The organism is Ligilactobacillus sp. ESL1201 (assembly GCF_058503265.1).
This window is the reverse complement of record NZ_CP196362.1, coordinates 1,694,325-1,707,827: the sequence shown is the minus strand read 5'-3', so window position 1 is coordinate 1,707,827 and position 13,503 is coordinate 1,694,325. Positions and strand designations below refer to the sequence as shown.

The following is a 13,503-nucleotide window of genomic DNA, read 5'->3' as shown; positions in this document are numbered from 1 at the left end:
TGGGGTAAGCTTAATAGTAGAGATGACAGAAAGGAATTTTTCAGATGACAAAAGACGTAATTTTAACAGCCGATCGCCCGACCGGCAAGCTACATATCGGGCATTACATTGGTTCCCTCAAAAACCGGGTGGAACTCCAGGAAACGGGAAAATACGAAACGTTTATCATGATCGCCGACCAGCAGGCACTGACTGATAATGCGCGTGACCCGCAAAAGATCAGGAATTCTGTCGGCCAGGTGGCACTAGACTACTTGGCGGTAGGCCTTGATCCGGCTAAATCACATATTTTTATTCAGTCACAGATCCCGGCGTTGGCCGAACTAAATTTGTACTACTTAAACTTGGTGACCGTTTCTCGTTTGGAGCGTAACCCGACGGTCAAAGCCGAAATTCAGCAGAAAAATTTTGAACGCTCGTTACCAGCGGGCTTTTTCACTTATCCCGTTAGTCAAACAGCTGATATCACGGCTTTTAAGGCTAATTTGGTACCGGTGGGCGACGACCAAGAACCGATGCTCGAACAGGCGCGTGAGATCGTGCGTTCGTTTAATTCGATCTACGGCAAAGAAGTATTAGTCGAGCCGCAAGGAGTTTTCCCGCAGAAGGGTTCGGGGAGGCTTCCTGGGTTAGATGGGAACGCCAAGATGAGTAAGTCGTTAAATAATGCGATTTACCTGGCGGATGACGCGGATACCCTACGGCAAAAAGTGATGTCGATGTACACCGACCCAGAGCACATTCACGTAGAAGACCCGGGAAAAATTGAGGGCAACACGGTCTTTACTTATTTGGACGTTTTTGCGCCGGATCAAGGCGAAGTAGCGCGGCTAAAGGAACAGTACCAACACGGCGGCTTGGGTGACGTTAAGCTCAAACAGTACTTGGTGACCGTCTTAGAGGACCTGCTGGGACCGATCAGAAAACGGCGTGAGAATTATGCCAAAGACATGCCTGCAGTTTATCAGATGCTCAAGAAGGGCAGTCAGGCGGCTAACGAGGTGGCCAACCAAACGCTGGCGGAAGTTCGTGCGGCGATCGGCGTGAATTATTTTGATTGATGAAGATAGGAAAAAAGCGGTTAGCAGTTGGGCACTAGCCTAGGCACAAAGTAAAACCCGTACTTTGGTTTTATTTTGAAACGTAGCTAGGCACAAACTGCTCAGTCTATTATTTACGGAAACTAAAAATGGGACCGGAACAAAACTCTGTTTTGTTCCGGCCTTTTTTGTTTTAGGATAGTCCTCTTGTTGCGCAGTTGGTTTAATTGCGCTCCAGCTGGCAGCCGCCTACGTTTAACTACGCTAAAAAACCAAGCCTAAGTGCAGGCTTTATTTTCTAGCTAGGTTAATCCTCGGTGGCTAAGCGCCAGCTTCCGCAGCTTGTTATAATTGCGCTCCGCAAAGCAACAGTTTTGATCTAGCTACGTCCAACGAAAAGTCAAGTCCAGACTTTTTCGTTGGCCTAGGCTAGCTCGCAACTGCTATTCGCTTTGCTCCGCAGCTTGATTAATTTTTCCTTGCACTGTCCTTGCAAACAAATTAAGATAGCAATAGTTAGTATTAATTAACTCAGAATCCTTTTAGTTTGTTTCCTAAATCTAAAGACGAGGTAAAAACTGTGCAAACTTTGGTGATCTTAGACCTAGGCTCTAATTCGACACGAATGGCGATCAATCAACTCGATGATACGGGTTCGTTTACCGAAATCAAACGCTGTAAGGAGACTACCCGCCTGTCTGCGGGAATGCGCCAACCCGACGGTCGCCAAATTTTACAAGAAGAAGCCATGCAAAAAACGTTGGCCGCTTTAGCTCGTTTCAAAACCGAATACAGCCAGTTAAAGCATCCTGTATTGCGCGGGATCGCCACGGCCGCCGTGCGTAATGCACAAAATAGCGCCGATTTTTTGGCCCGCGTTAAAAAGTTGACCGGTGTTGACGTCGAAGTCCTTTCGGGCAGTGCCGAAGCTTACTACGATTATTTGGGCGTGATGCAGTCTTTTAGTCTGCGCGACTGCTTGATCTGTGACATGGGTGGCGGCAGTTGTGAGCTCGTGTTAGTTCAGAAGCGTCAGGCCGTAAATTTGATCAGCATTCCCTATGGTGCGGTGACTTTGAGCGAAAAATTTCACGCACATGACAAGATCAGTACGCAGGATTTTTTTGCGCTGCAACGTTTTATCTGGTACAAATTTTCCCAGCTGCCGTGGCTACAAGAGGGGACTGGTTACCCGCTGGTTTTGTTGGGTGGTGCTAACCGCACGGTGGCGCGCGTCAGTTTTAGCGACCAACAGCTCCACGGACTAAAAATGTCTGCCTATGATTTTGTGACGGTTTTTGCGCGCTGGTTAGGACAGGACCAAAAAACGCGTGCGGCTCAACTTAAAGAAGAACCGGAACGCGCTGATATCATTATTGGCGGCCTCACTCCGATCGTGATGTTGATCGAACAGTACCGCGTGGCGGAAGTTTATTTTTCTGCCACCGGGGTCCGCGAAGGGCTGTTAGTTTCCATGTTGCAGGATAAGTGATCACTGTTTGGTGATGTCTTTACCAAAGTAGTGCTGTGACAACAAACCTAATTTGCCGTTAGCCGTGAGGGCGTCGAGTGCGTTGTTGACTTGTTTAGCTAATTTAGCGTGACTTGCGACCGCGACGATTTCTTGGTTAGTGATCAGCGGGTCACTGATTTGTTTTAATACCTGGGATTTTTGCTGCGGGTCGTTTGGGTCTTTGGCCTGCACTAGCTCCGGTTTGTTTTTGGTGTAGCTAGCGTACTGGTAATCCGTTAAAATGACGGCTTTGACTTGTTTGGCAGCTAATGCCGCTAATAAAGCAGAGATCGTCGGGTAGCGGCGGGGCTTTTCTTGGAGTTGGGCTAGTAGCGCGTGTTGGCGGCCGTCTTGTAGCATCCCTACCTTTTTGTTGACGAGTTTGTCTAACGAATTGGAAGAGCCGTTTTCTTGGCGTAACAGCATGTTGGGGACGTAAAAATACGGCTGCGAGGTATGGTAAGTAGTTGGTAGCTGGTGTTGTTCAAATTGTCCCAGTGCTAAGTCGATTTGGTGAGAACGAAGCCGGTGCAATAGTTGTTTTTGGCTGGTGGCAGTTGTTAGTTTGAGCGGACGCTTGAGTTGGACACTCAAGTCGCGGGCTAACTGAACTTCGGCGCCCGCCGGGTGTTTTTGTTGCGTACTAAAGGGCGGGTTATTTTGCAAAACGCCGACCGTCAAACTGTGAGCGCTAACCTGTGGCCGTGTTACCAGAAAAAACGTGAGGACAGAAAATAGTAACAGGAATAATTGTTTTTTTTTCACGGTAAAATTTCCTTTCATCAAGCGGGGCCAAAAACTGGTTCGGTTTAGTTTCGCCCCATTTTTCCTTATTATATAATAGAGAATAAAAAATAATCCAGAAGTGGGGATCAGGATGCAAGGCTTTACTAAATTTTACCGTAAATCATGGGCGCAACGGCTAGCGATACTGGAAGATCAGGGTAAGCTGACCGCGTCTCAAAGTGAATTGCTACGCCAAAATGCGCTCACACCGTCCTTGGGAGAAACGCAGATCGAAAATTTTATTACCCAGTATCAACTGCCAGAAGGCCTGATGTTAAACCTGGTAGTCAATCAACGGGAATACTTGGTTCCACTGGTGACCGAAGAGCCCTCGGTGATCGCGGCCGCTAGTCACGGCGCCAAACTCGTACAACAGGCGGGAGGATTTAGCGCGCAGGCGACTTCGCGGTTGATGCGCGGGCAAGTCGTGTTGGAAAATGTGACCGCAGCTACTAAGCTACAAGAACAGATCACGCAGCTGGCACCAACGTTATTACAAGTAGCGCGTCAGGCCTACCCGACGATCGTCAAACGCGGGGGCGGTCCGCGGCAGATCACGGCGCGGGTCTTGGCACCGGACCTGGTGAGTGTCGATTTGTTGGTCGATACCAAAGAGGCGATGGGCGCTAACATGCTGAATACCATGTTAGAGGCAGTGGGAAAAACGCTGCAGGAAAAATTACAGCAAGACGTTTTATTTAGCATTTTATCTAACCTAGCAACCGAATGTCTCGCAACGACGACCTGCAAGTTACCGGTCACAATGCTGGCTAAAGCTGGCCTTTCTGGCGTACAGGTCGCACGTAAGATCGCACAGGCTAGTCGGGTGGCGCAGTTGGACGTTTACCGGGCCGCGACTCACAATAAGGGGATCATGAACGGTGTGGATGCGGCCGTTTTAGCCAGTGGTAATGATTGGCGTGCCGTTGAGGCCGGAGCCCACGCATACGCAGCGCGTAACGGTCAGTACCAAGGCTTAGCGCAGTGGCAAACAGACGGCCGGTTTTTAACGGGTAAATTAACGCTGCCGCTACCCTTAGGGACCGTCGGCGGCTCGATCGGTATCGTTCCTTTAGTCGCGCTCAACCAGCAGTTACGCCGGACCAAAGACGCGCGTGAATTAGAACAGGTCGTAGTCAGCGTGGGTCTGGCCCAAAATTTAGCGGCATTACTGGCGCTCGTGACCGAGGGCATTCAAAGAGGGCACATGAACTTACAGTTAAAGTCGCTAGTCAAAACGGCGGGGGCTAATGCGAGCGAAAGTCCGGTTTTACTAACGCGCTTGCGCCATCACGACCACCCGAATTTAACGGTGGCCCGACAAATTTTACAAGAAATACGGGAGGAAAAACAGTGATCAAATTAAAAGCAGCAGTTGAAGACCTGAAAAAACAGGCGGAAGAAAAAACGGGTAAGCCGATCAAACTGACTTACCAAGACCAAGAAAGCGGCTGGCTGTCTAGCGAGCAAGCACAGATCAATGAGCGCGCTGACGCTATCGAATTGGTGATCAGCGACCTGACTTCGCCTGATTATACCGTCGCCCACGAGTTGTTACACCTGTTAACTCGGTTCACGGCGGTGCCGCAGTTGAGTTTTAACCTGACGACGGGTAAAAAGCAAGACGATGAGCAGCTAATGGGGCTGGGCGTGGAATTATACGACACGGTTTTACACCGCCAAATCTACGAGCAGCAAAGAAGTTTAGGTTTACTGACCGAAAACGACGAAGAATTATGCTTTAAGGGTGTTTTGGCCCAATTGAAGCCGGAGGAAAAACCCGACGGCTGGTCTTTGTTGCGAATCGTGAAGATCTTGGATCTACTGGTCTTATTGACGACTAAACAAACGGCGGTGCAAGAAAAGTTGGCACAACTATACCCGTTTTCCTACCGGGTAGCCCAGAGTTTGTACGAGGAATTGCTGGTCGTGAAATTGACCGGCCCGCAAAAGATCAGAGCGGCGATCGTTAAGCTATGGCGCAATTTTGACGCACAGATCAAGCCGTTTTTCCCATTAGGCTTTAACGAGTTTATCAGCCTGTCTCCGGTATTGAGTAAACGACAGTTGCGCTTGCAATTGTCACAGGTGTTTGAGATCTACCATACGAATTTTAAGGCGCGGACTAATTCGGAATACATAGTGCGCTACCAGGCCGATGCACAGAATTCATTTGTGATGCCGGTAGTTCACCGTAATCAAGAAATCGCATTTAAAAAATTCTACGCGCTGACCGTTAAGCAGGCGCTAGATCTTTTGAATGTTTCCTATGTTTTACGCTAACGTGAAGAATGGAGGAGCGAAATGACAGAACTAAATGATTTGTTAAATGCGGCTGGCCAGATCGTCTTTATGACGGGTGCCGGAGTGTCGACGGCCTCGGGGATCCCGGATTACCGTTCTAAAAACGGCTTATATGCGGGCCAAGAATCGCCGGAGTACTTGTTGAGCCATACTTGTTTGCAAAAAGAACCGGAAAAACAATACGAATTCGTTAAGAATAGTATGTTGTATCCGGACGCCAAGCCTAACGTGATCCACGAAAAGATGGCGGAGTTCACCCAGAAGAAAAATGCGGTGATCATCACCCAAAATATCGACGGGTTGCACGGTCAGGCGGGAGCCAAACCGGCCAATTTGATCGAATTTCACGGTAATTTATATGACTTTTACTGCCAAAAATGCGGCCAGCCGGTAACACTTGCGGACTACCAGCAAAGTTTGTATCACCAAGATTGCGGCGGTACTTTGCGCAGCAGGATCGTGTTATACGAAGAACCGATCGACGAGTCGCGCTTGAAGCGTTCTGTTTTAGCCGTCAGTCAGGCCGATTTGATCGTAGTCGTTGGGACTTCGTTTGTTGTTTACCCGTTTGCTGGGCTGATCTCGTATGCCAAACCGCAGGCTCATTTGGTGGCGGTCAATAAGGAAAAAATCAGTTTGCCGGCTAACGGCACGATGATCTTAAACGACGCGGTCAAGGAATTCGAACAGGTCACGATTGCTTAGCACTACGCAGCTTTTCGTAATCGCGCTGCGCAAGGCAGCAGTTTTGGTCTAGGCTAGCTTGCAACTGCTACAGCTTGATTAATTCTGCTTCGCTATGTTATCATCTTATATTAGTTAAAATCTAATTAAATGTGATAATTATCATTTTAGGAGGCGGGGGCATGGAAACGCAGGCTGCTGCGGTGGCTCGCAGGCGCGCCTTAGGACACAAGGCGCTTAATTTATACCAAGTCGAGATGACTGCGCTGCACCAACATTCGATGCTGGTCACGCATTTACCACAACCGTTACCCCCAGTAGGGGAAAGCCACGCACATATCGAGGTGCGCAATGAAAATTTGTTATACCGGATCCAGCAATTTGCCGCCGACCAAAGAGTCGGGGTCATGAACTTTGCTAGTCCGGTCGAACCGGGAGGCCGGTTTCAAGACGGGGTCGATGCCCAAGAGGAATGCATTTGTCGTAATTCTTTTTTGTATCCCGAATTATTAAAATTTAAAACGACGTATTACCACAAAAACCGCCAGAATAATAATGGTTACTACTATAGCCGTTCACTGATCTATTCTAGTCACGTTAAAATTTTGCGTGACCAGCACGAGTCGGGACTGGCTAATCATTATAAATACGTGGACGTAGTTTCGGTGGCGGCGCCCAACGTGACCCGGATGAAAATGGCAGGCTTGCCGGTGAGTCGCAGTCACTTAGAAATTGATATCGCCGATAAAATTTTACGGACACTGCGCTTGTTTAAGGCCGAAGGAGTGGATAACTTAATTTTAGGGGCATTTGGCTGTGGGGTGTTTGGCAACGATCCGCGGTTGGTCGCTAGTTTGTTTGCTAAAATTTTGGCACTGCCGGAATTTTTGGGGGCGTTTGACCAGATTTATTTTGATATCTTGGAAAACGAACCGGTCCAAAGGATTTTCGCGCAAGAATTATTATGTAAAAAAGAAAGTGTAGGTTAGGGCGCGGCGCTGATCGCACTAAAAACGGCACTAAAAAAAGAGGCCTCAGACGATTGGTCTTAGTCCCTTTTTTCGGTGAGCTGAAGCTGACTAACTCAAACGTTTAGCTGCTTCATCGAGTTTAGCGAAGCCTGATTCTTTGGAATCCTTCGGGTGTTTAGCTCGGTCTTCCATCGCTTTACGTGCCATCGCTTTGCGTTCCTCTTTGCTTAATTTCTTACCCATAATCCTTCGCCTCTTTTCTCACAAACGTGGTCAGGGAGTAACCATTTACTCCTTAACTTAATTATAGTTTTTTAAAATTTAATTTCAATCAGAAATCGGTTACTAATTTGAGCTTAAGGAAGTGTTGGCGGTGTTAACGATCAAAACTACTAAGGACCTGTCTTCTACTATTTACCAAGACGCGTTACAGCTCCGGCAAACGGTTTTTATTCAAGAACAAGGTGTCGCCGTTGCAGATGAAGTGGTAAACGAAGACGGCCCGTTGTATTTTGTAGCTTATTTAAACGAAAAACCAGTGGCTACGGCGCGAGTTATTGAGGAAACTCCCGGCGTTTGGCACGTCCAACGTGTTGCAGTTTTAAAAGAGCAGCGCGGAAATAAGCTGGGCGCGCGCCTGTTACAAGAAATTGAAAAACAAGCGCCTGATTATCAGATCACTAAATTAACCTTAGGAGCACAAGACCAGGCACAGGGCTTTTATTTAAAACAGGGCTACCAAGTTGTCGGTCCCGGATTTTTAGATGCGGGGATCAAACACCACCGGATGGATAAAAAACTCTAACTTGCAATTTTACCGCCGGGTGGTTTATGATAAAGAGGTGCGATGAGTCGAGTTTGACCAGGCAACTTAGTTGTTGTGCTGTTGCACTTAATGGTCAGCTTTGCGGGACACGATGACTGCCGGAATTGCAGTGTGTCTAAAGTGAGTTTATGTGAAGAATTTACTTTTTACTTATGTGAATAAGTACCGTGTAAAGTCGGGCAATTGCCCGGCTTTTTTTCTTGATTTTAATTACCGCTAGCGCCGCGCTTTGATCCTTGCTGTGGTGTTTATGGTATAATTTGCGGTGATTAAATGAGACTAGGAAAATTCTGCTTTTAAATAACGTAAGAGACAGGAAATTAGTTTGATAACAACTCTTTTGTTCTAACTTCGCGAAGGGAAGATCAATTAATGAAGATGCAATTAGCCGAAATTGCCCGAGCTTTACAACTCGAAGTTCAACCAGGCTGGGAGAAGATCACGATCACAAGTGTGAGCTTTGATTCGCGTCAGGTTCAACAAGGAGCACTTTTTATTCCCCTGCTGGGAACTAACGATGGTCATGATTACGTTCAAGCCGCCCGGGCTAACGGTGCTTTAGCGACTTTGTGGCAGGAAGATCATCCCGTGACTGTCACCGCTATGCCCTGTTTAGTCGTCCCGGATACGTTAGTGGCACTGCAACGTTTAGGTAATTACTATTTAGTCAAAATCAATCCTAAAGTAGTGGCGATCACGGGTAGCAACGGCAAAACTACCACTAAAGACATGGTGGCCGCTATTTTAAGCACTCAGTTTCGGGTACATAAAACCCCCGCTAATTTTAATAACGAAATTGGGGTCCCCCTGACGTGTTTGACGATGGAGCCTAATACGGAAATTTTGGTGGTCGAACTGGGAATGGATCATTTTGGGCAGCTGGATCATTTATCTAAATTAGTCCAGCCAGACGTCGCGGTGATCACGATGATCGGTGAGGCGCACATCGAGTTTTTCAAGACCAGAGATAAGATCGCGGATGCCAAAATGGAGATCACTCACGGCGTTAAAGAAGATGGCTTCTTGTTGTATAACGGCGATGAGCCGCTGTTGCGTGAGCGGGTCCAAGACATCGAGTTAAACCAAGTAACTTTCGGGTTACAGTCAGGGGCCGATTTGGTGGCTGAAAATATTGTGGGACAAGCGACTAAAACAACCTTTGAGGTCCCAGCTTTTCCTGCAGTGACGTTTGAGATCCCCCTGATCGGCACCTACAACGTTACTAACGCGTTAGCCGCTTTGAGTGTGGGAAGGATTTTTGAATTGCCTGCTGCTCAGATGGCTCAGGCACTTAAAGACGTGGAACTGACCGCCAACCGGACGCAGTGGCTGACTGGCAAGAAAGGCGAACGAATTTTAAGTGACGTTTATAATTCTAACCCGACTGCCGCGCACAAGGTACTGGCCGCTTTTAGTGAAGTCAAAACTCAGGGAAAACGGATCGTTGTTTTAGGAGACATGCTGGAATTAGGGGCAGCGGGCGCCCAAATGCACGCCGTTTTGAGCAGTGACATCGACCCGCAAAAAATCGCGGCCGTTTATTTATGCGGTCCGCTGATGGCGCATTTAGCTCAGGCGTTGACCGCTAAGTTTGCTCCCGCACAGATTCATTTATATACGCAAGAACAACTGCCGCAGCTAAGTGCGGACTTGAGCGCAGCCGTGACGGCTGAGGACTTAGTATTATTGAAAGGCAGCCACGGGATCCACTTGGAAAAAGTGTTGGCGGAATTGTAATATTTGCTTTAATAATTTAAAGGTGATAGCATTTTAAGGATACTGATTGCTTTGCAAGGTGGCAAAATTCCGACTGGGCTCGGTGGTGAATGCCAAATTGCAAACCGAAACCAGCCTAGGAGGAAGATATTTGAAATTTAGTGAACTTGGCTTAGATGAAGCCATTTTAAAGGCAATTAAACGTAGCGGCTTTGAGGAAGCGACTCCGATCCAAGAACAGACGATTCCCTTGGTATTAGCGGGAAACGATGTGATCGGTCAGGCGCAAACAGGAACGGGTAAAACCGCTGCTTTTGGTTTGCCAGTAATTCAAGAAATCGATGCGACTAAACGTGAGATCCAGGCCGTCGTGATTTCGCCGACCCGTGAATTAGCGATCCAAACGCAAGAAGAATTATTTCGGTTAAGTAAAGATAAGCGCGGTAAAGTGCAGGTTGTTTACGGTGGTGCCGACATTCGGCGTCAGATCCAAAATCTGAAAAATCCGCCGCAAATTTTGGTGGGAACGCCTGGTCGTTTGTTGGACCACGTTCGTCGGCGTACCGTGGATCTCAGTCACGTTAAGACTTTGGTGTTAGACGAGGCCGATGAAATGTTAGACATGGGCTTTTTAGACGATATCGAAGCCATTATTAACGCAGTTCCTGACAAACGCCAGACCCTGTTATTCTCAGCTACGATCCCGGCGCCGATCTTAAAAATTGGCGAACGGTTTATGACCGAACCGCAGATCGTGAAGATCAAGTCCAAGGAATTAACGACTGACCTAGTAGATCAATACTACGTTCGGGCCCGTGAATTCGAAAAATTTGATACGATGACCCGGATCATCGACGTGCAAGCTCCCGACCTGACGATCATTTTTGGGCGGACCAAGCGCCGGGTAGACGAACTGTCGAAGGGATTGGAAGCCCGGGGCTACAATGCTGCTGGGATCCACGGTGACTTGACGCAGCAACGTCGGATGGCGATCATGAATAAGTTTAAGGCCGGCAAGCTGGATATTTTAGTAGCGACCGACGTGGCCGCCCGTGGTTTGGATATTTCCGGGGTCACTCACGTTTATAACTATGATATTCCGCAGGATCCGGAAAGTTACGTTCACCGGATCGGGCGAACGGGACGTGCCGGTCATCACGGCGTTTCCGTCACTTTTGTAACGCCAAACGAGATGGATTACTTGCGGGTGATCGAACGTTTGACCAAAAAACGGATGGCACCGCTCAAGCCGCCGACCGAGCAAGAAGCATTTATCGGTCAGGTTTCTGCCGCTTTTGCTTCCGTTAAGGATCTGGTAGAAGACGCTGATGCCGCTAAATACGAACAACAGGCTGAAGAATTGTTAACTAAGTATACGCCCGAACAGATTGCGGCTGCTTTGCTTAATGAGTTAACTAAAGACGACGCCAGCAACGTGCCGGTCAAGATCACGCCGGAACGGCCGTTGCCACATAAAAAAGGCCGGGGTCGCGGTGGTAATTATCACGGCAACCGGCGGCGTGGCAGTTATGGCGGTGGTAACCACCGTTATGGCAACAAAAAGGGTGGTTATAGCCACAACAAACAACGTGGTCATAATGATAAACGCCGTAAATACACGATTCGCGGCCACGTTTAAGCATGATAGGATTGAACAGAAAATAAATCAGGGGGCTGGGACAAAACTTTGTTTTGTTCCAGTCCCTTTTTGTTTTCCGTAAGCAATAGATTGATCGTGCTCTAAAAAGCTAGCCTAGTTTCAAAATAAAACCCAAGTGCGGGTTTTACTTTGAAACTAGGCTAGTGCTCGACTGCTAAACGCCGCTTTCCGCAGCTTGGTTTAATTGCGCTCCGCAAAGCAACAGTTTTGATCTAGCTACGTCCAACGAAAAGTCAAGTCCAGACTTTTTCGTTGGCCTAGGCTAGCTCGCAACTGCTATGCGCTTTGCTCTGCAGCTTGGTTTAATTACGCTCGACAAGCCAGCAGTCTAGGGCCCTAAGCACACGACAAAACAAATCCAAGTACAGGATTTATTCCGTCGTGCCCTTAGTCCACGACTGCTAACCGGCTAGCCTCGCAGCTTGAAAATAAAAAACTTTGCTTAATACTAAACAAAAATTAATATTTTTGTTAAAATAAGCATATTGATGGAGGCGAAATATGATCTTAGGCTTAGGAATCGACTTGGCTGAATTGCCAAGGATCAAACGCGCACAAGACAAGAATCCACACTTTGCGCAGCGAGTTTTGACTGCACAGGAATTTGCTGTTTTCTCACAACTGAAAAATCACCGCCAAATTGAATTTTTAGGTGGACGTTACGCGGCTAAAGAAGCATACAGCAAAGCTTACGGCACGGGGATTGGCAAGGCCTTAGGACTGCAAGACATCGAAGTGTTGGATGAGGAGTCTGGTCGTCCCCAGGTGACCAAGCATCCATTGAGCAAAACCGCTCGGGCCCACATTTCGCTTTCGCATACTCGTGAATTGGTGATGGCTGAAGTAATTTTAGAGGATGATCGTGATGGTAAAAGGTAATCTGCGTGAAACTGCAGTGATCGTCGATTTAGCTGCAATCGCTGCTAACGTTAAAAGTGCAATCGCTCACTTAAAGGCAGGACAAGAATTATTTGCCGTTGTTAAAGCCGATGCTTACGGGCACGGCTTAATACCGGTGGCGCAAACGGCGTTGCACGCGGGTGCGACTGGTTTTTGTGTCGCCTTGATCGACGAGGGGTTGGCCTTGCGCCAAGCAGGGCTTACGGCTCCAATTTTGGTGTTGGGGGTTAATCCCGTTAAAACCGCTTTAGTTTGTGCGCAAAATAATTTGGCGTTGACCGTTGATACACTGGATTTTTTGCGTTCCGCCCAGGAGATCTTGGCCACGCATAATCAGCGTTTGTCCGTCCACTTGGCGTTAGATACAGGGATGGGACGGATCGGGTTTCGGACCGCTGCAAAGCTCAAAGAAGCGGCGGACTTTTTGGCGGCTTATCCGCGAGAGTTTGATTTTGCCGGGATCTTTACGCATTTCGCTACGGCCGATTCCCCGCAGACCGAGTATTTTGACTATCAGTTAACTAAGTTTAACGAGTTACTAACTGCTTTGCCCCAGCGTCCGCGTTACGTCCACGTTGCTAACACCGCTACTACTTTATGGCACGGGGGGACCGGTAATTTAGTTCGCTACGGTGTCGGTATGTACGGGATGAACCCGTCGGGCGGACAAATCGAGTTACCGTTTGAGTTGCAACCGGCGTTGAGTCTAGTCAGTGAACTGGTGGCTGTCAAACAAGTTAGTGCCGGCAGCGGGATCGGTTACGGTAAAACGTATACCGCTAAACAAGCTGAATGGATCGGGACCGTACCGATCGGATATGCCGATGGTTGGTTGCGCAGAATGCAAGGCTTCAAGGTCTTAGTTGCGGGACAATGGTGTGAGATCGTTGGCCGCGTTTGCATGGATCAGATCATGATCCGTTTACCGCACGAATTTAGTGTCGGCACGCAGGTAGTATTGATCGGTCAAAGTCAAGACCAGCGGATCTCAGTGCAAGATGTGGCCGATTACGCGCACACGATCCACTATGAGATCACGTGCAATTTAGGAGAAAGAATACCACGCAGGTATATCCGGCGCGTTTAATTTAAAGAATGGGGGA

At 48.1% G+C, this 13,503-nt stretch carries 13 protein-coding genes; 11 read left to right on the top strand and 2 right to left on the bottom strand.

All coding sequences use genetic code 11. The features are described 5' to 3' along the window. The first annotated feature begins 44 nt into the window (after nt 1-44). Together trpS and ACSYSK_RS08455 are read left to right on the top strand one after the other, a co-directional pair. The gene (trpS, locus tag ACSYSK_RS08460) at nt 45-1,061 is read left to right on the top strand and encodes a tryptophan--tRNA ligase (RefSeq protein WP_491714699.1); all 1,017 of its coding nucleotides are present in this window, start codon (nt 45-47) and stop codon (nt 1,059-1,061) included. A 559-nt stretch (nt 1,062-1,620) separates the two neighbouring features. Continuing rightward, a complete protein-coding gene (locus ACSYSK_RS08455) occupies nt 1,621-2,532 on the top strand; it encodes a Ppx/GppA phosphatase family protein (protein ID WP_491714698.1) in 912 nt (303 codons plus the stop codon). Here ACSYSK_RS08455 and ACSYSK_RS08450 read toward each other — a convergent pair whose 3' ends face one another. Beyond that, a complete protein-coding gene (locus tag ACSYSK_RS08450; protein WP_491714697.1) occupies nt 2,533-3,318 on the bottom strand; it encodes a substrate-binding periplasmic protein in 786 nt (261 codons plus the stop codon). It abuts the gene before it with no gap. 112 nt (nt 3,319-3,430) lie between these two features. On the opposite strand from ACSYSK_RS08450, the gene ACSYSK_RS08445 reads away from it, so the two are divergent. The 4 genes from ACSYSK_RS08445 (at nt 3,431) to ACSYSK_RS08430 (ending at nt 7,316) form a co-directional block, all read left to right on the top strand. Beyond that, nucleotides 3,431-4,696: a hydroxymethylglutaryl-CoA reductase, degradative gene (locus tag ACSYSK_RS08445; protein ID WP_491714696.1), complete on the top strand. Its 1,266-nt coding sequence runs from the start codon at nt 3,431-3,433 to the stop codon at nt 4,694-4,696. After that, nucleotides 4,693-5,622 (top strand): IpaB/EvcA family protein, encoded by a 930-nt coding sequence (locus ACSYSK_RS08440; protein ID WP_491714695.1) that lies wholly within the window; start codon nt 4,693-4,695, stop codon nt 5,620-5,622. The genes ACSYSK_RS08445 and ACSYSK_RS08440 overlap by 4 nt, the downstream gene beginning before the upstream one ends. Nucleotides 5,623-5,643: 21 nt before the next feature. Then, the gene (locus ACSYSK_RS08435) at nt 5,644-6,348 is read left to right on the top strand and encodes an NAD-dependent protein deacylase (protein ID WP_491714694.1); all 705 of its coding nucleotides are present in this window, start codon (nt 5,644-5,646) and stop codon (nt 6,346-6,348) included. Between the two features lie 161 nt (nt 6,349-6,509). Further along, nucleotides 6,510-7,316, top strand: a complete 807-nt coding sequence (locus ACSYSK_RS08430; protein ID WP_491714693.1) for a TIGR02452 family protein — start codon at nt 6,510-6,512, stop codon at nt 7,314-7,316. A 90-nt stretch (nt 7,317-7,406) separates the two neighbouring features. Here ACSYSK_RS08430 and ACSYSK_RS08425 read toward each other — a convergent pair whose 3' ends face one another. Beyond that, the gene (locus ACSYSK_RS08425; RefSeq protein ID WP_491714692.1) at nt 7,407-7,541 is read right to left on the bottom strand and encodes a hypothetical protein; all 135 of its coding nucleotides are present in this window, start codon (nt 7,539-7,541) and stop codon (nt 7,407-7,409) included. Nucleotides 7,542-7,671: 130 nt separating this feature from the next. Between ACSYSK_RS08425 and ACSYSK_RS08420 the strand changes: the two genes are divergently transcribed. From ACSYSK_RS08420 to alr, 5 genes are all read left to right on the top strand, one after another. Next, entirely contained in the window at nt 7,672-8,103 is a 432-nt protein-coding gene (locus tag ACSYSK_RS08420; RefSeq protein ID WP_491714691.1) for a GNAT family N-acetyltransferase, read from the top strand. Nucleotides 8,104-8,496: 393 nt separating this feature from the next. Further along, entirely contained in the window at nt 8,497-9,861 is a 1,365-nt protein-coding gene (locus tag ACSYSK_RS08415; protein WP_491714690.1) for a UDP-N-acetylmuramoyl-tripeptide--D-alanyl-D-alanine ligase, read from the top strand. 130 nt (nt 9,862-9,991) lie between these two features. Next, entirely contained in the window at nt 9,992-11,479 is a 1,488-nt protein-coding gene (cshA, locus tag ACSYSK_RS08410) for a degradosome RNA helicase CshA (protein WP_491714689.1), read from the top strand. A gap of 522 nt (nt 11,480-12,001) precedes the next feature. Beyond that, complete coding sequence (gene acpS, locus ACSYSK_RS08405; RefSeq protein WP_491714688.1) at nt 12,002-12,379, top strand: holo-ACP synthase; 378 nt, start codon at nt 12,002-12,004, stop codon at nt 12,377-12,379. Further along, nucleotides 12,366-13,487, top strand: a complete 1,122-nt coding sequence (alr, locus tag ACSYSK_RS08400; RefSeq protein ID WP_491714687.1) for an alanine racemase — start codon at nt 12,366-12,368, stop codon at nt 13,485-13,487. Before acpS ends, alr begins: the two co-directional genes overlap by 14 nt. Nucleotides 13,488-13,503: the final 16 nt, after the last annotated feature.